This is a genomic window from Solibaculum mannosilyticum, from assembly GCF_015140235.1.
GTDB lineage: Bacteria > Bacillota > Clostridia > Oscillospirales > Acutalibacteraceae > Solibaculum > Solibaculum mannosilyticum.
This window is the reverse complement of sequence record NZ_AP023321.1, coordinates 1,969,105-1,989,560: the sequence shown is the minus strand read 5'-3', so window position 1 is coordinate 1,989,560 and position 20,456 is coordinate 1,969,105. Positions and strand designations below refer to the sequence as shown.

Here is a 20,456-nt window from a genome sequence, read left to right as displayed (position 1 = left end):
GAACTCCCCTTTCATCAATCCTTCCACGCCCACCACCGGCACTTGTCCGGATCCGGATTGTGGCGGTTCTCGGCGTAATAGACGGCCAGGCGATAGACGTACAGCACACAGCGGTCCAAGTGCCCGCCGTGGAGCTGCACATCCCGCTCATACATTTCCTCCGGATCTTGTCCCGTGAGGGAATCCAACGTGGAGTATCCCAGCCGGATCAGATGCTCTTCCATGTTGGCCCCTATGGTGGGGATGGAACCAAGCTCCGTCATAGGAAGTCCCCCCGTCACTCGTGCCGGCCGAAGGTGCGCATGAGCTCCTCCGTGGCCTGAGGGACAAGGGCGTCCACATCCTTGGAATCAAAGGACGTCCCCAGCCAAATCTCCTGGGCCTTGGCCGCCTGCCAGACCAGCATGGGCATACCGCCTACGGCTTTTACCCCAGCCGCCTTGGCCTTTCGCAGCAGCAGGGTATCGGTGGGATTGTAGATGGCGTCGAACACAGCTCCGCATCCATGGATGACGGTATCGTTGACAGGGCAGGCGTCCCCATGGGGAAACATTCCCACCGGTGTTCCGTTTATGAGCACATCGAAGGGACCCTTAAGCTCATCCAAATCACAGGCCGATACCTGGGAGCCCGGCACCTTCTCCTGCACTTCAAGGGCCAACGCCCGCGCTTTTTCTACACTGCTGGCCCGGCTCGCAATGGTGACCATGCATCCTGCCAAAGCGGCCTCCATGGCAAATACGCGGGAGGCCCCTCCCGCCCCTAACACCGCCACCTTGCCGGAGAGGGAGATGCCTCCCCCTGCCAAAGCCTGAAGGAAACCGAGGCAGTCGGTGTTGTACCCGACTCCATCGCAGACGGTATTGACGGCCCCATACAGGGAAGCACGCCTATTTAATCCCTTAAGATAGGGGATAATAGCCTGTTTGTGGGGAATGGTAACGTTAAATCCATCCAGGGAAAGAAGCTCTTGCCTGCGGGAAGGAAGCTGTTCGGGCGGGATATCCAGCGCGTCATAGGAGGCTTGGCAGTCCATAAGGGAAAAAAGCTGCCGGTGGATCCAGGGGGATAAGGTATGCCCCAAAGGATGGCCGATCAGTCCAAAGCGTTTCATAGAAAGTCCCTCCGCTGGTGAAAAATTTTCTGATGGAAAAAAAGCTTGAAAAAAATGATTGACAAAGGCCTTGTTAGCGCATAAGATAATTGGTAATATCCGGCCTGTGCTTTCAATATAATAGCACAAAGGCGTCGCCTTGTCTACGAGAGCGGCGGGCGGCTGGGTCTTCACGATTTCAGGATGAGGAGGTGTTCTGAGTGGTTCTAGAGAAAGTCAAGGCCATTTTGGCAGAGCAGTTCGATGTGGAGGAGGATTCCATTACCTCTGATACCAGCATCAGCGACGACCTGGGTGCCGACTCCCTGGACGTGGTCGATCTGGTTATGACGCTGGAAGATGAATTTGACGTCGAGATTCCCGACGAAGAGGTGGAAAATATCCGCACCGTGGGCGCTCTTGTCAAGTACATTGAGGAGAATTCCTAGTTTAAAAACGACAAATGCTTTTGATCCCCGGCAACCGTCCTGGAAAGGGACGGCTGTCGGGGATTGTTTTATCCGGGGATCAGACGGGAAAAAGGGAGGGTTTTCCTGTTTGGACTGCGAAATTCTATTGAAATGTTGCCCTAATCAGGCTATAATAAAAGAGGTTTTTTATAAGAAAATATCCCAAAATATGCGAAAAAAGCGGCCGTCCCATGACGGCGCTTGTCAGATGAGCTGCTATTTGGTGAACAAAGGAGTTTTCATTTCATGGGTCAGGAGAAAAAATTGGTAGAAGCCATCACCCCGATGGATCAGGATTTTGCCCAGTGGTATACCGACGTGGTCAAGAAGGCCGAGCTGGTGGACTATTCCGGCGTGCGCGGCTGTATGGTGCTGCGTCCTCTGGGGTATGCCATTTGGGAGAATATCCAAAAGGGCCTGGACGCCCGGTTTAAGGCCACAGGGCATGAGAATGTGTATATGCCTATGTTTATCCCCGAATCCCTGCTCCAGAAGGAGAAGGATCATGTGGAAGGGTTCGCCCCGGAGGTGGCCTGGGTCACCCACGGCGGCGAGGAGGAATTGACCGAGCGTTTGTGCGTGCGTCCCACATCGGAGACGGTGTTCTGCGACCATTACGCCCGGGTGATCCACTCTTACCGCGACCTGCCTAAGCTTTACAATCAGTGGTGTTCGGTGGTCCGGTGGGAAAAAACCACCCGTCCTTTCCTGCGTACCATGGAATTTTTGTGGCAAGAAGGGCATACCATGCATGAGACGGCGGAGGAAGCCATCGAGGAAACCGAACGGATGCTCAATGTGTATGCCGACTTCTGCGAGGAAGAATTGGCCATCCCGGTCATCAAGGGCCAGAAGACCGACAAAGAGAAGTTTGCCGGCGCCGAAGCCACCTATACCATCGAGGCCCTGATGCACGACGGCAAAGCCCTGCAAAGCGGTACAAGCCATTACTTTGGCGACGGCTTTGCCCGCGCCTTCGGCATCACCTTTACCGGCCGGGACAACACCCTCCAGACCCCCTATGAGACCTCTTGGGGAATGTCTACCCGCATCATCGGCGCCATCATCATGACCCATGGCGACGATTCCGGCCTGGTATTGCCGCCGGCCATCGCTCCCACCCAGGTCATCATCGTGCCCATCGCCCAGCATAAGCCGGGCGTGCTGGACAAGGCTGCCCAGTTGGAGGAACGTCTCCAGACGGTATGCCGCGTCAAGACCGATGCGTCCGAACAGTCCCCCGGCTGGAAATTTGCCGAATACGAGATGAAGGGCGTGCCGCTGCGTCTGGAGATCGGGCCCAAGGATATCGAGAAGGACCAGTGTGTCGTCGTCCGCCGCGACAACCGGGAGAAGATTTTCGTCCCGCTGAGCGAGTTGGAACAGCGCATTCCCGAGCTGCTCAAAGCCGTCCACGACGGGATGTATCAAAAGGCCCTGGATCGGAGAGAATCCATGACCTATTCGGTAGCGGGCGGTATGGATGAGATGATCGAAGCCGCCGCCACCCGTCCTGGATTTATCAAAGCAGCCTGGTGCGGAGACCTGGCCTGCGAGGAAGCCCTCAAGGAAAAGGCGGGCGTCACCTCCCGCTGCATGCCCTTTGAGCAGGAGCATATTTCCGATACCTGTGTGTGCTGTGGAAAACCTGCCAAGAAGACGGTCATCTGGGGCAAGGCTTATTAATTTGGTTGCCATTCTGATTTTGATAGATTGATTTTGAATATAAGGAGTGAACCCGCATGTTTTATCCTTTGAAAATGAAACCTGTGTTTAAAGAGATGCTGTGGGGCGGCAATACCTTGCGCACCCGTTACGGCAAGGATATCCCCTCTGACAAAACCGGCGAATCCTGGGAAGTGGCCAGTCATCCCAACGGCCAGAGCGTTGTGGCCAACGGCGAATTGGAGGGCCTGACACTGGGCGAGGCCATGGGGGAAATGGGCGCCGATCTGTTGGGCGATCAGGTAGCTGCGACCTGCAATGGCCGGTTCCCGCTGCTGGTCAAGATCATCGATGCAAACGACAACCTGTCAGTCCAGGTGCATCCCAACGACGAGCAGGCCGCTGTACTGGAAAAGAACGATCCCGGTAAAACCGAGATGTGGTATGTGCTGGACGCCAAACCGGGAGCACGTCTTATCTATGGATTTAACCAGGATCTCACCAAGGAACAGTTTGAAAAAGCCATCAAGGACGGCAAACTGGAAGACGTGATGAACTATGTGGATGTCAAGGAAGGGGATACCTTCCTCATGCGTTCCGGTACCCTCCACGCTATCGGCGCCGGCATCCTGGTGGCCGAGATCCAGCAGAATTCCGACACCACCTACCGTGTCTACGACTATAACCGTCGGGATGCCCAGGGGAATCTCCGTCAATTGCATGTGGAAAAAGCCCTCCAGGTCACCAAATTGGAGTCCTCGGTAGGCCATGAACGCATCGATATCAACGACGGTGTCAAGTGCGAATATTTTACCACCACCCTCATGAAGGTGGACGGTTCCTTTACTCAGGAAGTGGATCCCAACCGCTTTGAGATGCTCATTTGCACCGAAGGCGAAGGCGAAGTAAACGGCGTTTCTTTCCGCCCGGGCGACAGCTTTGTCATCCCTGCAAAAATTGGCAGTTATACCGTCACTGGCAATTGCAGCCTGCTGCGCAGCTTCGTCACTTGCTAAAACAACAGAGGAGAGGGTCGAGATGAAAAATATCGGTATCGATTTAGGCGGAACTAATATCGCCATCGGCATTGTAAACGAGGATTATTCTATTTTGAAAAAGGGCTCGGTGCCCACCGATTCCCACCGTCCGTGGCAGGATATCGTCAAGGATATGGCATCCCTCATCGAGAAGCTGATGAAGGAAACCGGTACCACTATGGATGAGATTAAAGAAATCGGCATCGGCAGCCCTGGTACGCCTGACATCGAGAAGGGCGTCGTTCTTTATTCCAACAATCTGGGTTGGGATATGGTTCCCCTGCGCGAGGAACTCAATAAATACATTGACAAACCGGTCTATCTGGACAACGATGCAAACTGTGCAGCTTTGGGCGAGTTTTTGGCCGGAGCAGCCAGCGGACTGGACAGCGCCGTTATTCTGACTTTTGGTACTGGCATCGGCGGCGGCGTTATCCTCAACGACCGCATCTGGAGCGGTTTTAACTATGCAGGCGGGGAGTTAGGCCATGTTGTCATTAAGACGGGGGGCCAACCCTGTACCTGCGGCCGCAACGGCTGCTGGGAAGCTTATGCTTCTATGACTGGAGTTATCCGCCAGGGCAATGAAGCAGCCGACGCCCATCCGGAGTCGGAACTTGCAAAACTGCGCGCCTCGGGCACTAAACTCAACGGCCGCAACATCTTTGAGGTGGCCAAAGCTGGGGACGACGTGGCCCAGCAGGTAGTGGATCAGTTTATTTTCTATATTGCGGAAGGTGTTGTCAACGTCATCAATATCTTCCAACCTGAGGCTGTGGTCATCGGGGGAGCCATCGCCAATGAAGGCGACTATGTTCTGGAACCTCTGCGTAAATATGCAAAGCGGGATGTATTCTGCAAACAGGTGAAATTGCCTCAAATCATCCGGGCAAAATTGGGCAATGACGCTGGCATCATTGGAGCAGCTTTCGTAGGCGATTATCAGAGCAAAAAGACCATGTAAATTATAATTTGCGTTGCGCAACGCGGGCAGGATTCTGCCCGCGTTTGTTTCTACCGTCTATCTTTTTGCGAAAAGGAAGGATGAGCCATGTGGTTCTCGAAAAAACAGAATTTAGTGGATAGCCGTCCTACCGTGGCCTCATGGCCTCAGGTCATCGACAATATCAAAGAATTGCCCTACGCTTATCGGGAAGAAGTGGAAAAGTGGCTTCAAAAGGGAATGCCTCTCCAAAATGTCACGTATGTCCCCAGCCTCCATCGCTTGTGGAAACGGCAGGGAGAATATGCCGTAGCCTGGTTTGGGGATCAGGTCATGCTGCTGCGGGAGACATCCTCTACCCATGCCGACAAGGCGGTGATTTCCTGCAGAGAAGTCGTCGGGGTGGAATACTACCAAAAGCTGCTCAACTGCTGTGCCACGGTGATCTACCGGCAGGAGGGGCAGATCAAACGGGAGACTTTCCAGTTCAATAAGCCCAAGGAACCGGCGTTTATGCCGCTTCTCAACATCTTTTTGGGGAATGCGCCGGATTATAAGATCAATGTTTTCCTGGAGGAGAATCCAGTGTGTTTGGACCTAATAGACCAAAGTTACCGCATGTATAATTTCAGCAAGATGGCCCTCCGTTTGGATGAGAATGTGGACACATACCATTGGGAATCGGAACGGTTTCTTTATCCCCAGAAGGTGGTGAAGGAAGAAAAAATCCGAGAGTACCTCATCCAACTTCAGGGGAGAGGCATGACCCTCATTGACGCTTATGATTATGGAGTAGGCGTTGTATACCTGCCTTGGAGCAGCGTAGAGGACCTGGGTTCCGGTCCCAAAGGATTCTGGGTCAAGGCAGGGGACAAGACTTATCAAATCCCTATCAGCGATGGGAATCAGGACGCCATTTATCATTTTGTTCAAGAAGCAAAACAGATATGGAACCAAAAAAAGCATTAATATACAAAAGCCTTATAATAATATTTCCCTAATAGGAGTTTTTGTTTTTTTGACAAAAACTCCTTATTTTTTGCCTTTCAGATCAAAGCATCCATATTGTATGAATTTCACAGGGATTTTTCAATGGGAAAAATTAACTAAAGAATACATGCGAATTTTTACATGATATAAAACTATTTGTCTAATAAAATACTTTTATATTGAAAAAATTGATATAAAATATAATAGGAAAATAAATTAATAATGTGTGAAAAGAAAGGAGGAAAAGTTACAATTTTTTTCTGTATCATTTTTATTGATTTATTAAGAAAGGATGACTGGAAAACATGAAGAGAATGAAAAGGCTGTTAGCGGGAGCATTGGCTGTTCTCATGACGGTGACCATGGCGCCCTTTGCAGCCTTGGCGACACCGGCTACCGACAGCCCCCAGGATGCCAACATCAACTACATGAGGCTGGAAAATCACACCGGCCCCAGCGGCGTGCCTTTGGGAGGCACCGGTGTCGGTTACTATGAGATTTCTCCGGAAGGAAAGTTCACCCGCAACTGTATTAACAACATCCACAAATCCTTTGTAGATTCCTCGGACGGTATGTTCTTAGCCGCCTGGCAAAGCGGCCGGGCAGCCCGTCTCCAGCGGGATAACGACACCAAGTACGGCATGCAGGGATACTCCGATTCTTACTACACTGGTTTGTTCCCCCGCTTGGAGTTGGATTTTGAAAACGCGAAAGAGAGCGGAATCGCCAATGCCTCTTTTAACGCCTATTCCGGTGTAGTGGCCCAGAACGTTCAGGACTCCTCTTTGCCAGTGGCATGGTATGAGGTGGAACTGACCAACGATTCCGACCAGCCGCAGAAAATGAGCGCCTTGTTTGCTTGGGCCGACCTGATCGGCCGCGGCATCAAGGATACCAACAATTACAATAACGCAAACTTTAACCCAGACGGCGAATCGGGCGATTGGTACAACATGACCTCTCCCGATACCACCGCCGAGGACATTACCATTGGATCCTGGAAGGGTGTCAAGCAGTCTGCGGATAAAACCATCATCCCCAACAAAATGACCTTCCAAAACTACAACACCGACTTTGTCATTTTGGCCGAAGACACCGACGATACCGAAGTTTCCACCCTGAAGAGCTACCAGTTAGGGGATCAGAACGCCCTCCATGAGTTTGTTCAAAACGGTGAATTCCAATCGTCGGGCGAAGGAAAAGTGGCCTTGAGCAGCAGCACCCAGCAGGCCGGCCAGCCCACCAACGGCAGCGCCGTGGCGGTGAGCGCCACGGTTGACGCAGGGGAAACCAAGACCGTCCGTTTCCTGGTGGCATGGTATATGCCGGAATACACCCAAGAGGATATGGATCAGATCGCCAGCAAGGCTCCCAATTCCGATTATAACAAATACTACCACAACTTCTTCTCCAGTATAGAGGAATTGGCCTCCTACGCCACCGAAAATGGAGAGCACATCTACGACGGCATTCTGGAGTGGCAGCAGCCTATTTTGGACAGCAACATGCCCGATTGGCTCAAGTTTAAGGAGATCAACAGCAGCTGCGCCCTGTTCACCAACGGCGTGCTCAACAAGCGGATGAATTTTACCACCTTGGAAGGTGAAATGGGCGGCCTGGGCGGTACCATGGACCAGAAGATGGCGTCCCATCCGTTTTATGAAAAGCTGTTCCCTGAGCTCAACGTCAATGAGAACCGCCAGTTCTCCAACGTCCTAGGGGAAAACGGGGAGATCCAGCATTACGACATCCACTATTATGTGGGTATGTCCGATTCCGACCCCGACAACAAATATAACCCCACCCCCAACGGCAGCATGATCGACAACACCGGCGCTTGGATGTTGCAATTGCTCAACTACTACCGCCAAACCGGCGACGACACCGACCTCGTCCAGTACTATGACGTCATGAAGGACTCTATGGCCTTCATCCAGAGCAAATGCGAACCCGGCACCAACTACCCCAATTACTATACAACATACGACGATTATACCCATCCGGATATCCTGATCTTCTCGGGCATTGTCTATCTCAATATGTTGGATATGGCCCAGGAGATTGCCTTGATCAACGGCCAGGAAGAGGACGCCGCCCAATACGCGCGTCTTTACGATCTAACGGCGGCCGACGTGGAGAAGCTCTATATCCAAGACGACAGTGGACTTGGCTTCTATTCCTTCGGCAGCGATCCGGAGTACATCGCCTCTGACGGCCAAGAGGGTACCGTCATGGAGAACATCATGTTCTCCGGCGCCATGGCCGGCCAGTTCATCAGCCGCTATTCCGGATTTGGCGATGTGATCCCCTTTGAGAATTTTGTCTCCCACATGAAGAAGTTCATCACCACCTCCATCCAGCAGACCGGCGATTACTTTGCCCCCAAGGTTTACGACATGGAGGCACAGAGATCGCTGGACAATGCCGGGTCCCGCTGTTGGCCCTTCTATCTGGACAGCTACGGCGGCATGGCGGCCATCCAAGCTGGCTATGTGGAGGACGGTTTTGAGGTGCTGGAACACACCCAGCTGGTCAATCTCCGCCAGGGTTACACCTGGACACAGAACCTGTGGAACCCGGCCTATTCCACCTACATGACCGCCCCGGTGGTATGGTTCATCAACGATGTGCTGGCAGGTTCGTCTATCGATGCTCCCAACCATACCTTGACCCTTGGTCCCAGCACCATTCCCGGCACGGATCAACTGGTGACGCCCCTTTACTATCCCAAGTATTGGGCAGAACTGGTTTACGATGAGAGCACTGGGGAAGCCACCTACACCATCACCAAGACCTTTTACGAAGAAGGAGAAGATCCCATCACCTTCGACACCCTCAACATCACCCCCAACGGCACGGCTTCTTCGGAAACCACCGTCCACGACATCGACTTCACTGTGGAAGAGGGCAATGTGCTGGATCTGTCCGGCTTTATGGATGATTTTGCCTGCAATGTAACGCTGGATAAAAATCTCACCCCTATGCCCAAATATGATCCCAATTACGTCCATTATTCCAAGACGGCCGACGGTACCGGCTTGGAGGCCAATTATTACACGGGAACCGAGGCAAACAACGCCAACCTGGTCAAAACCGAGGGAACCTGTGAGATCGATTATAAGTGGGAACCTGGAGAAAACCCCACCGGGGAAAGCGGAGAAAACTCCTATACCGCCACCTATTCGGGAAGCATTTTACCCAGTTACGATCAGACCTATGAACTGCGGTTTGTGGTCAAGGGCGACATGGAACTGATCTTTGACGGCAAAAAGGTGGAAGAGAGCGAATTTGTACATTCCACCAACAACGGCACTATCGAGGTCCCCGAGGGCTGCACCCTCAACGTCTATCAGGTCAACCTGTCAGCCAATCAGCTGTATCCCATTGAACTTACCTACACCAATAACGATGCGAGCCAGGGAGGCCTGGTGCAATTCATGTGGTGGAGCACCTCTCAGACGCCTGAGTTTGTGCCGCAAAACCGTATGTTTGAGCCGCTGGATGCTTATGAATCCATCCGCGCGGTGGACTATGCGGGACGTTCGGGCAACGTCCATCAGACCGGCGACTGTATGGATTATATTGAAAACAACAACTCCATCCTGTATAAATCCATTGACTTTGGAGAAACTGGCTTCCAAGACGGTACCATCACCTGTATGATCGGCGGACCTAACAATGACGTCTGTCAGGGCGGCACCGTAGAGGTCCGCAAAGATTCAGAAAATGGCCAATTGCTTGGCACTGTTCAAGTAGGAACCTCCAGCGATTGGGACGATTATCAGCCCTACACCGGCGCCATTTCCCTTTCCGAACCGCTGGCAGGCAAACAGAATATCTGTTTGGTATTCCGTTCCAGCTCCACCTTCCTGGGCAACCTGATTTCCTTCCAGTTTGAGAAATCGGCCTTTAATACCTTTATGGCCACCGAGTACAACGAGAAATCCGGCCGCATCGTGGAGAGCGGCGACGGCAGCTGTATGGAGTACGTGGAAGATGGGAACTGGCTCAAGTTCTCGGAGCTGGACTTTGGCGAGAACTTCCAGGAAGGCACTGTCCTGGTGGAAGCCGCTGTGGAAGAAAGCGGCAATTGCAACGGCGGTACCGTAGAAGTCCGCCGCGGAAGTCCCGACGGCGATTTGATGGGTACTGTGACCATTGCCCCCACGGGGACTTGGAGCGACTACGTCCAGTTTGAAGGGAAAATCGGCTTACAGCAGCCCATCTCCGGCGACCAAGATATTTATCTGGTCTTCCATTCCAACCTGGTCTTTTTGGGCAACGTCCGGTCGTTTGCGTTTGCCAATACCACCGGCGCCCGCTCGGCCTATGAAACCATTTCAGCCACGGAATATTCCATCAAATCCGGCCGTATTACAGAACATGCCGACGGCAGCTGCATGGAGTATGTCGAAAATGGCAACTGGCTGGGCTTTAACCGCTTGGACTTTGGCGAGGAAGGCCTGCAAAACGGCAAAGTGTACGCCGACGTATCGGTTTTGGAAAGCTATAACTGCAACGGCGGAACCATTGAAGTTTACAAAGACAGCCCCACTGGTCAACCCATTGGAACCATTGCCGTCACTCCCACCGCCGGCTGGGACGATTATCAAAGGTTTGAAGCCGATCTCCAGTTGGAGGAACCGTTGACCGGCCTACAGAACATCTACTTTGTGTGCAAAGCCAACTTGATTTTCTTGGGCAACATCCAGTCGATTGGATTTGAGAAAGAGCAACCGGTTGTGGAGAGCAGCGTTCTGAGCGTCAGCTTGGATCGGGATCCGGCCCAGTACGATGTCAATGAAGAGATCACCATGACCATCCGCACCACCAGCGATGTGGTGGGCTTATCCCTTTGCAATGAGTACGGAAGGAACTTCGGCCTATTAAAGGTCAAGTCGGTGTATGATCCCGATGGGTTTAAGACCTGGACTGTGGTCACAAGTCTCGGAACAGCCGGCCAGGGCCGTACGCTTAATATCTGGTACAAGACGAAAACCCATGATTTCCAGGATTCTGGCGTCCAAACAGTGCTGGATGTAGTGGCTCGGCCGGAGGAAACCCGCATCGTCTCCGTGTACGGCAACTACATGGCAAAGGTCAATGAACCCATTCGGTTTACCGTAGAGACCACTCCCAATATCACCCAACTGGGAATCTTTAACGAACGAGGCTTGAGTATTACCAAAACGGTGACCGATGTCAAAGTGGAAGATGGAGTCAAGATCTGGTCCCTTGAGATCACGTTGGGAACGGCTGGACAGCGTGTGCTGTCTGTACAGGCCCGCAATCCCGGAACCGGACAGTGGCAGGATGACTGTATGACCTTGCCGTTAAACGTGACTCAATAAAAGTTACTTCCCGAGAGGGAAAATCTCTCGAAAAAGAGCCGCCAAATTAATTTGGCGGCTCTTTTGTGGTTTTGAAACAATCTGGATTTAGGAATCGACTCGATTTTTCCACTTATGAGAGATCCATAAAACGAATTTGGAGAGTTCCACCAGCACGATAGGGGAAATCGATAAAGCCAAGATCCATTCCCATTCGTGGAGAGGCAGAGCCACCAGCTGGAACAAGGAACGCAGAGGAGGCAGTAAAAGGACCAGCATTAAAATGGCGGCGGAAGCAAAGAAAGCGCCGATCATCCAGCGGTTGGAGAAGGGACCGATACGGAATAGGGAATGTCTGGAGCGGGCGTTGAACGCCTGGAATAACTGGCTCAAAGCCAGTACGCCAAAGGCCATGGTCTGGCCCAGAGCCGGATCTGCCGAGGATCCAAAGGCGCTGACCGAGAAGAAATGGGAACATCCCAGCCAATAGGCCATTAAGGTGATGGCGCCCAACATCAGACCCTGTAGACCGGCGGCCCATCCCATGCCGTTTGCAAAAATGCTTTCATTTTTAGCGCGTGGACGGCGGTTCATCACATCGAATTCCACCGGCTCCATACCCAACGCCAAAGCGGGAAGACTATCGGTTACCAAGTTGATCCACAGCAGATGGATGGGCAAAAGAGGGGAGCGGCCGAACAAAAGCATACAAACAAAGACGGCCAAGACTTCACCTAAATTACAGCTCAAGAGGAAGATAACAGCTTTGCGGATGTTGTCGAAGATGCCGCGTCCCTGCTGTACGGCTGAGACAATGGTGGCAAAATTATCGTCAGTGAGCACCATATCGGAAGCCCCTTTGGAGACGTCTGTGCCGGTGATGCCCATAGCGCATCCGATGTCGGCAGCCTTGAGGGCTGGAGCGTCGTTGACGCCGTCGCCGGTCATGGAGACCACTTCACCGGTATCCTGCCACGCCTTGACAATGCGGATCTTATCCTCCGGGGAAACCCGGGCATAGACCGAATAGCTTCGGATGTTCTCACGGAGCTCTTCCTCCGAGAGCTGGGCCAGCTGGGCGCCGGTAATGGCCTGTTGCCCGTCCTCCAAGATGCCCAGTTCCTTGGCGATGGCCGACGCAGTGGCGATGTGATCGCCGGTGATCATAATGGGACGGATGCCGGCGCCTTTGCAAGTTTTGATGGCGTCGATGACTTCCGGACGGGGCGGATCGATCATCCCCACCAGTCCTGCAAAATGAAGCCCCTGTTCGATGTCCTGAGGCTGAGGATCCACTGGAATGGCATCCAGATCCTTATAGGCGATGGCCAGTACGCGCAGGGCCCGGGAGGCCATTTCATCGTTGACTTTGAGGGCCTCTTCCGGATGGCCGTCCACACAGCGGGAGAGAAGAATATCCGGAGCGCCTTTGACGATGGCGACATATTTGCCGTCGATGTAATTGACGGTGGTCATCAGCTTGCGGTCGGAATCAAAGGGGATCTCCGAAACGCGGGGATATTCGGTTTCCAGCTTTCCTTTGTCGATACCGAAATGTAAGCCGGCGGCCACTAAGGCGGTCTCGGTAGGATCCCCCACGTGCTTGAAGGTGCCGTCCTCGCCTTTTTCCACGCGTCCGTCGTTGCACAGCACGCCCAAACGCAGGAGAGCCTGGATGCCCTCATGGCTGCTGTCGGACAAATCAAGTGTTTTGCCTCTAGTATACACTTCCATCAGCGTCATGCGGTTCTGGGTGAGGGTACCGGTTTTATCCGAACAGATGACCGAGGCCGATCCCAATGTTTCCACCGCAGGCAGACGGCGGATAATGGCGTTTTTCTTGACCATACGCCGGACACCCATGGCCAGTACGATGGTGACAATGGCGGGAAGCCCTTCTGGAATGGCTGCCACGGCCAGGGATACCGCCGTCATGAACATGTCGAATAGCCCCTGTCCTGTGACAATGCCGTACACAAACAGAACAGCGCAGATACCCAAGGCAAGTAGTCCCAAGGTCTTGCCCAGCTTAGCCAGCTTGATTTGCAAAGGGGTCTGGTTTTCCGACTCATTGTTCAGCATGGAGGCGATGCGTCCCATTTCGGTGGACATGCCGGTTTCGGTCACCATGGCTTTGCCGCGGCCGTAGGTCACCGAGCAGCCGGAGTACACCATGTTGACCCGATCCCCCAAAGGTGCGATCTCATCCACGATGACCGAAGCATCCTTCTCCACCGGCAGGGATTCGCCGGTGAGGGCCGATTCCTCACATTTGAGGCTGGCCGATTCCAATAGGCGGGCGTCGGCCGGTATAAAATCACCGGCATCCAGCAGAATGATGTCGCCGGGCACCAGCTGTTCGGCATTGATGACCGACACAATGCCATCCCGTAAAACCTTTGCATTGGGGGCCGACATACCCTTCAGGGCTTCCAGAGCCGCCTCAGCTTTGGACTCCTGGATGACGCCCAAAAAGGCGTTGAGAAGTACAATGGCGATGATAATAATGGGCTCCAGCCAATCGTTGTGCCCCTCCACGATGGTCAGGACGGCCGATACAGCGGCGGCGATAAGCAGGATAATGACCATAAAATCCTTCATCTGCTCGAGGAAACGCTGCAAGAAGGTTTTCTTTTTACGTTCTGTCAGACGGTTGAGGCCGTAGGTATCCAGATGAGCGGCGGCTTCCGATTGGGTAAGTCCACGGGTAGCGGATGTGTGTAGCTCCTTTTCGATATCCTCGATGGAGCGGTTATGCCAAATCAAATCGGATTTCCTCCCTTTTCTTATTTTGTATCTATGTATTAGTATGTGACTGTTTGAAAATTAGTAAACATTTCTATTCTAATATCTTTTGAGAGCCTACGCAAGGAAAAGAAAAAATTTAACAATTTCGACATGGAAGTCCCTTCATTTTTCTTGACATCATGTCGGGAAAGACTTATGATATAACTAGATAAATTTTATTAATTTGTCGATTCCCTGTGCAAAATGCCTGATATCATGAGAAAAGGGTGGATTTTATGAGAGAACAGGAACTGTATACACTTTGGAAAGAAAAAGCAGTCGAGGATCCCGATCTGGCGGCAGAGCTCCAGTCCATTGAAGGGGACGAGACAGCCATCACGGACCGTTTTTATGCCGATATGGAATTTGGTACAGCCGGTTTGCGTGGAATCATCGGAGCGGGCACCATCCGCATGAACATTTATACGGTGCGCCGTGCAACCCAGGGCTATGCCAATTATCTCAACAACAACTTTGATTCGCCCAGCGTGGCCATCTCCTTTGACAGCCGCATCAAATCCGATCTGTTTGCCAAGGAGACCGCCGCCATCTTTGCAGCCAACGGCATCAAAGTCCACATTTTCCCGGAATTGGAACCCACCCCTGTGCTGTCCTTTGCCGTCCGGTACTTCAAAGCCAAGGGCGGCGTTATGGTGACGGCCAGCCACAATCCCGCCAAGTACAACGGCTATAAAGCTTATGGCCCCGACGGCTGCCAGATGACCCAGGATGCAGCCGATGAGGTCACACGCGAAATCGAAAAGGTTGATCTGTTTGACGGGATCACAAAAATCCCCTATGAAGACGGCGTCCAGTCGGGCATGATTTCGGTGATTGGACCGGAGGTACTGGAGGCTTATCTGGACGAAGTGCAAAAGCAGGCCGTAAATCCCGGTATCGCCAAGGATCTGAAGGTGGTCTATACCCCTTTAAATGGTACAGGCAATAAGCCGGTGCGGGCTATCTTAAAACGCTGTGGGCTGGAGAACGTCACAGTGGTGCCGGAGCAGGAACTGCCCGACGGTAATTTCCCCACCGCGCCCTTCCCCAATCCGGAGATCCGCCAGAGCTTTGAATGTGCCCTCAAACTGGCTCCTACCGTCAATCCGGATATCCTTTTGGCGACCGATCCCGACTGCGACCGTGTGGGTATCGCCGTCCATCAGGGGGATGAGTTTATCCTGATGACCGGCAACGAAGTAGGCGTCATGCTCCTCAACTACATTTGTTCCCAGCGCATCGCCAAAGGCAATTGGCCCAAGAATCCCATTGCCGTCAAGACCATCGTGACATCGGCACTGTGCTTTGAGATTGCCGCAAAATACGGCGTAGAGCTTATTGAAGTGCTCACTGGCTTTAAGTTTATCGGTGAACAAATCGGCCTCCTGGAGGCGAAGAATGAGCAGGAGCGGTACATCTTCGGCTTTGAGGAGAGTTATGGCTATTTGGCCGGCACCTATGTCCGGGATAAGGACGCCGTAGTGGCCTCCATGCTGATTTGCGAGATGGCCGCTTTCTATAAGAACCAGGGCAAGACCTTGTATGAGGTCATGCAGGAATTGTACGCCGAGCATGGCTACTATCTCAACAGCGTCCAGAACATTGTCTGTGAAGGCGCCGCTGGTATGGCCGAGCTACAGTCCATTATGGAGGGACTTCGGGCCAACGGTCCTAAGGAGCTGGCAGGACGCAAGGTGATAAGCGCCGCCGACTATGAGCTCTCGGAAGAGACCAACCTGGCTACCGGGGAAAAGAAGACCATTGAACTTCCCAAGTCCAATGTGCTTTCCTATAACCTGGAGGGAGGCGCACAGGTTATTGTCCGCCCGTCCGGCACAGAGCCCAAGGTGAAGATTTACTATACCACCAAGGGGAAGGATCGTGCCGATGCCCAGGCACAGACAGAGGCATTGCAAGCCGATATCAATCATTTGTTGGGCAGATAACAAAATAAAAACGACAGGCTGTGGACAAAATTTTCCACAGCCTGTTTTTAGTGAATGGAGAGAACTACATATAGCGTTAGAAAAACAGCCAGTCTGTTAACAGACTGGCTGTTTTTATTTTGAAACAGTTAAGCTGCCGCTTGGGAAGAGACTTCCGTCTGCTGTTCAGCATTTGGGCTGGAAGCAGGTTCTTCCGATTGGACTGGAGCTTTGGAAGGCGTTTCATCCCCGGAAGAGGAAGTGGGCTCTTCTGCAACAGGTGCTTTAGATGGAGCGGCCGAGGAGGCGGGACGACTGCTTTCCTGTTTGGAGGAGGTGTCATCCTGTTCGGCGGCGTTGCTGGACTCTGCTTGGGATTCCGTTTCCGAAGAGGCTTCTGAGGATACAGGTTCCGAAGAAACCTGGCTGGAAGCATCGCCACCGCCGCCAAAGAGATTGGTGAAGAACTCCACAATGGCGTTCCATAAATCGCTGAAGAATTGGCCGATGGAAGCAAAGAAGCCGGTGTCGATGTTGATATCAGACAATTTGTCATAAAGGTCCTGAGCCTGTTGTTTGATGCTGTCGATGTTAAGATCCAAGTCGGCAATCTTTTTCATCAAATCGATGATAAGCTGACGATCCTCATCGCTTAGCTGAACTTCCAAAGCATCAGCCGATTTGTCCACCACATCGCCGATCTCTTTTTCATCGCTGGTATCCTTTTCCACAACCTCTTGTTTGACCAAAGCCATCAATTCTTCGGCCTTTTCCATATCGCCGATGCTGTCGCCTACGTCACCAGTGACGATCAATTCATTGGTGGCGGCGTCTTTGGATTCATCGGAGAGAGGCTCGCCGGTCATGGCTTCATAGGACTTCATAGCGCCTACCAACGCGGCGGTACCGGGGAGGTTAAAGGGAGCGGCGACTTTGACGTTGGCATCGGTGATGCCGGCGGTGATCAGAGCGTTCCGGTACATGCCGGGGGTACAGTAGTTGATATTTTGGCAGGTGACCTGAATGCCTGTACCTTCTTCCGTAGGGACGATCAAGACCGAGGACAAAGCCCTGGTACCGATCAGCGACTCCGACATATAGGACGAGAGATAATCATGCTCATCCTGGTTGGAAACATAGAGGACATTGTAATCATCCAAGTTGTCAGGATCCACACCCAGCAGCTCCAGTACAGTCTGCCGTTCCTGATCTGATTGTTCCTTGCCCAGGCTGAGGAAGGGACGGGTATCGGCATCGGCGGCGACGGGGATGGCCAAAGAGGTCAGCACCGTCAGGGACAACACAAGAGCCAGGACTTGTTTCAGACGTTTGCTTAGAATCATCAAAAGGGCCTCCTTTTAGGCAATCATAGTGGGATTGCAGGCAAGAAGTGGCTTATTTGTCTTTTCCACAGCATTTCTTATATTTCTTTCCGCTGCCGCAGGGGCAGAGGTCATTGCGGCCGATCTTCTCTTTGTTTTTGACCGTTTTGCTGGCGGGATCGGAACCGTCTCCAGCGGGCTCGATGGGTTTCGCCACCTGCTCGCGCTTGGGTTCCTCCTTCTGGCGGATCTGTACCGTCAGAACCAGACGCATGGTATCCTCCTGGATGGAAGCGATCATCTCATCAAACATATCGAAACCTTCCAGACGATATTCCACAACCGGGTCTTTTTGACCATAGGCGCGCAGGGAGATGCCTCGTTTGAGCTCTTCCATATTGTCGATATGGTCCATCCACTTGGTGTCCACCATACGCAGCAGCATGACCCGTTCAATCTCACGCATCAGCTGTTCGCCAAAGGCCAGCTCACGGGCTTCGTATACCTGCTTGGCACGGTCTATGAGCAGATTAATGATGTATTCCGGTTCGGTGCCCTCCAGCTCCATGGGAGTGTAGTGGAAGTCGTCGGGAGTGGTGAGCCAGCCCAAATAGGTTTCACGGAGACTGGTGAAGTTCCAATGTTCTTTTTGTTCGCCATTGAGGTAACGGCGGACATTGCGCTCGATGCATTCGGAGATCATCTTCTCGATGGAATCCTTCAGATCTTCGCCGTCCAGAACCTTATCGCGCTGGCTGTAGATGATCTCACGCTGACGGTTCATAACGTCGTCGTACTGGAGCACGTTTTTACGGATGGCAAAGTTACGGCTTTCCACCTTATGCTGGGCGCTCTCAATGGAGTTTGTCAGCATCTTATTCTCAATGGGGGTATCCTCTTCCAGTCCCAAAGATTCCATCAGGCTGTTGATGCGGTCGCCGCCGAAGAGACGCATCAGATCGTCTTCCAGCGACAGATAGAACCGGCTGGCGCCCACGTCGCCCTGACGGCCGGCACGGCCGCGCAGCTGATTGTCAATACGGCGGGATTCATGGCGCTCGGTGCCGATGATAAACAGGCCGCCGGCCTCTTTAACGGCATCCACTTCATCCTTGAGCTCCTCTTTGTATTTCTTAAGCAGTTCCTGATAGGTCTTGCGGGCGTTGAGCAGCTCTTCGTCGTCGGTCTCAGCAAAGCCGGTGGCCTCGTTGATGAGCTCCTCGTCGAATTCCTGACGGCGCATCTCCGCTTTGGCCATGAATTCAGGGTTACCGCCCAGGATAATATCGGTACCACGGCCGGCCATATTGGTGGCGATGGTGACAGCGCCTTTCTTACCGGCCTGGGCGACGATCTCAGCTTCTTTTTCGTGGAATTTTGCGTTGAGCACTTCGTGCTTGATGCCCTTTTTCTTCAGCATGCTGGACAGGACTTCCGACTTCTCAATGGAGATGGTGCCCACCAGGACGGGCTGGCCTTTTTCATGGCACTCCTCGATCTGCTCGATGACGGCTTTGAATTTAGCCTGTTCGGTTTTATACACCACATCCGGGTAGTCGGTACGGACTACCGGGCGGTTGGTGGGGATTTCCACAACGTCCAGCTTGTAGATTTCCTGGAATTCGGTTTCCTCGGTGGTAGCGGTACCGGTCATACCGGACAGCTTGCTGTAAAGACGGAAGAAGTTCTGAAAGGTGATGGTAGCCAGAGTCTTGGACTCCCGCTCCACCTTGACGCCTTCCTTGGCCTCGATGGCCTGATGGAGGCCTTCGTTGTAGCGGCGGCCGAACATGAGGCGGCCGGTGAATTCGTCGACGATAATGACTTCACCGTCTTTGACCACATAATCGATATCGCGGTGCATGATGCCGTGGGCACGGATGGCCTGGTTGACGTGATGGAGAATCGTGATGTTATCCACATCCATCAGGTTTTCCACGCCGAAGTATTTTTCCGCTTTTTCCACGCCGGCAGGGGTCAGGGTAGCGGTTTTGGCCTTTTCATCGACAATGTAATCGCCGTCCACATCGTCGTGACTTTCCTTATCATTGAGTTCCTTGACCTTGTACATTTTCAAGGTGCGGGCCAGACGATCGGCGCGTTCGTAAAGGTCGGTGGATTTGTCGCCCTGGCCGGAGATAATGAGGGGGGTACGGGCTTCGTCGATGAGGATGGAGTCCACCTCGTCCACGATGGCGAAATTATGGCCGCGCTGTACCTTCTGGTTCTTATAAATCACCATGTTGTCGCGCAGATAATCGAAGCCCAGCTCGTTGTTGGTGCCATAGGTAATATCGGCATTGTAAGCCGCACGGCGTTCCTCATTGGACATATCGTGGACGATAAGGCCAACCTTCAGCCCGAGATAACGGTAGACCTTGCCCATCCACTCCGAGTCACGGCGGGCCAGGTAGTCGTTGACCGTGACGATATGCACGCCCTTGCCGGACAGTGCGTTTAAATAGGCGGGAAGGGTGGCCACCAAGGTTTTACCTTCACCGGTTTTCATTTCGGCGATGCGGCCTTGGTGGAGAATGATACCGCCGATGATCTGTACTGGGAAATGGCGCATTCCCAACACGCGGTCAGAAGCTTCGCGGCAGGCGGCGAAAGCGTCGGGTAAGATATCATCCAAAGTTTCACCGTCGGCCAAACGGGCTTTCAACCGTTCGGTAGAGCCTTTCAGCTCACTTTCCGACATAGCGCGATAGGTCTCTTCTAAATCCAAGACCCGTTTGCAAATCGGGTCGATTCGCTTTAATTCACGCTTGCTGTATGATCCGAATAGGCTTTTGAATAGATTCATGGGAATCACCTCAGATAAATAATCCAGAATATTATACCATAAAACAGGAAAAAATCCATGTCTTTTTTGTAAATCACGTAAAATAATC

The 20,456-nt window shown here is 52.7% G+C and carries 12 protein-coding genes; 7 read left to right on the top strand and 5 right to left on the bottom strand.

The features are described from left to right. Window positions 1-14 precede the first annotated feature (14 nt). Window positions 15-263 (bottom strand): helix-hairpin-helix domain-containing protein, encoded by a 249-nt coding sequence (locus tag C12CBH8_RS09240; protein WP_215533079.1) that lies wholly within the window; start codon window positions 261-263, stop codon window positions 15-17. Between the two features lie 14 nt (window positions 264-277). Continuing rightward, window positions 278-1,114, bottom strand: coding sequence for a shikimate dehydrogenase family protein (locus C12CBH8_RS09235; RefSeq protein WP_215533078.1), 837 nt, complete (start codon window positions 1,112-1,114; stop codon window positions 278-280). Between the two features lie 200 nt (window positions 1,115-1,314). Here C12CBH8_RS09235 and acpP point away from each other — a divergent pair, with 200 nt between their 5' ends. The 6 genes from acpP to C12CBH8_RS09205 all read left to right on the top strand — a co-directional run bounded on the left by acpP (window position 1,315) and on the right by C12CBH8_RS09205 (window position 11,549). Further along, on the top strand, window positions 1,315-1,542 hold the full coding sequence (acpP, locus tag C12CBH8_RS09230) for an acyl carrier protein (protein WP_090265418.1): 228 nt from the start codon (window positions 1,315-1,317) through the stop codon (window positions 1,540-1,542). Between the two features lie 267 nt (window positions 1,543-1,809). Next, window positions 1,810-3,249 (top strand): proline--tRNA ligase, encoded by a 1,440-nt coding sequence (proS, locus tag C12CBH8_RS09225; protein WP_215533077.1) that lies wholly within the window; start codon window positions 1,810-1,812, stop codon window positions 3,247-3,249. 56 nt (window positions 3,250-3,305) lie between these two features. Then, on the top strand, window positions 3,306-4,244 hold the full coding sequence (locus C12CBH8_RS09220) for a type I phosphomannose isomerase catalytic subunit (protein WP_215533076.1): 939 nt from the start codon (window positions 3,306-3,308) through the stop codon (window positions 4,242-4,244). Between the two features lie 22 nt (window positions 4,245-4,266). Further along, a complete protein-coding gene (locus C12CBH8_RS09215; protein WP_090265424.1) occupies window positions 4,267-5,229 on the top strand; it encodes an ROK family protein in 963 nt (320 codons plus the stop codon). A gap of 87 nt (window positions 5,230-5,316) precedes the next feature. Next, window positions 5,317-6,177 carry a hypothetical protein gene (locus tag C12CBH8_RS09210; RefSeq protein WP_090265426.1) on the top strand — a complete coding sequence of 287 codons (861 nt, stop codon included), beginning with the start codon at window positions 5,317-5,319 and terminating at the stop codon, window positions 6,175-6,177. A 326-nt stretch (window positions 6,178-6,503) separates the two neighbouring features. Then, window positions 6,504-11,549 carry a carbohydrate-binding protein gene (locus C12CBH8_RS09205; protein ID WP_215533075.1) on the top strand — a complete coding sequence of 1,682 codons (5,046 nt, stop codon included), beginning with the start codon at window positions 6,504-6,506 and terminating at the stop codon, window positions 11,547-11,549. An 87-nt stretch (window positions 11,550-11,636) separates the two neighbouring features. Here the strand turns inward: C12CBH8_RS09205 and C12CBH8_RS09200 are convergent, their stop codons facing one another. Further along, on the bottom strand, window positions 11,637-14,294 hold the full coding sequence (locus C12CBH8_RS09200) for a calcium-translocating P-type ATPase, PMCA-type (protein ID WP_215533074.1): 2,658 nt from the start codon (window positions 14,292-14,294) through the stop codon (window positions 11,637-11,639). Between the two features lie 257 nt (window positions 14,295-14,551). On the opposite strand from C12CBH8_RS09200, the gene C12CBH8_RS09195 reads away from it, so the two are divergent. Continuing rightward, window positions 14,552-16,261: a phospho-sugar mutase gene (locus C12CBH8_RS09195; RefSeq protein ID WP_215533073.1), complete on the top strand. Its 1,710-nt coding sequence runs from the start codon at window positions 14,552-14,554 to the stop codon at window positions 16,259-16,261. Window positions 16,262-16,389: 128 nt separating this feature from the next. Here the strand turns inward: C12CBH8_RS09195 and C12CBH8_RS09190 are convergent, their stop codons facing one another. Then, window positions 16,390-17,583 carry a DUF1002 domain-containing protein gene (locus tag C12CBH8_RS09190; RefSeq protein WP_215533072.1) on the bottom strand — a complete coding sequence of 398 codons (1,194 nt, stop codon included), beginning with the start codon at window positions 17,581-17,583 and terminating at the stop codon, window positions 16,390-16,392. Between the two features lie 52 nt (window positions 17,584-17,635). Further along, window positions 17,636-20,368: a preprotein translocase subunit SecA gene (secA, locus tag C12CBH8_RS09185; RefSeq protein ID WP_099322629.1), complete on the bottom strand. Its 2,733-nt coding sequence runs from the start codon at window positions 20,366-20,368 to the stop codon at window positions 17,636-17,638. Window positions 20,369-20,456: the final 88 nt, after the last annotated feature.

Bases quoted from the DNA above. Each gene is read 5' to 3' on its own strand.
- C12CBH8_RS09240 (WP_215533079.1), bottom strand. From the start codon at position 263: ATGACGGAGCTTGGTTCCATCCCCACCATAGGGGCCAACATGGAAGAG.
- C12CBH8_RS09235 (WP_215533078.1), bottom strand. From the start codon at position 1,114: ATGAAACGCTTTGGACTGATCGGCCATCCTTTGGGGCATACCTTATCC.
- proS (WP_215533077.1), top strand. From the start codon at position 1,810: ATGGGTCAGGAGAAAAAATTGGTAGAAGCCATCACCCCGATGGATCAG.
- C12CBH8_RS09220 (WP_215533076.1), top strand. From the start codon at position 3,306: ATGTTTTATCCTTTGAAAATGAAACCTGTGTTTAAAGAGATGCTGTGG.
- C12CBH8_RS09215 (WP_090265424.1), top strand. From the start codon at position 4,267: ATGAAAAATATCGGTATCGATTTAGGCGGAACTAATATCGCCATCGGC.
- C12CBH8_RS09210 (WP_090265426.1), top strand. From the start codon at position 5,317: ATGTGGTTCTCGAAAAAACAGAATTTAGTGGATAGCCGTCCTACCGTG.
- C12CBH8_RS09205 (WP_215533075.1), top strand. From the start codon at position 6,504: ATGAAGAGAATGAAAAGGCTGTTAGCGGGAGCATTGGCTGTTCTCATG.
- C12CBH8_RS09195 (WP_215533073.1), top strand. From the start codon at position 14,552: ATGAGAGAACAGGAACTGTATACACTTTGGAAAGAAAAAGCAGTCGAG.
- C12CBH8_RS09190 (WP_215533072.1), bottom strand. From the start codon at position 17,583: ATGATTCTAAGCAAACGTCTGAAACAAGTCCTGGCTCTTGTGTTGTCC.
- secA (WP_099322629.1), bottom strand. From the start codon at position 20,368: ATGAATCTATTCAAAAGCCTATTCGGATCATACAGCAAGCGTGAATTA.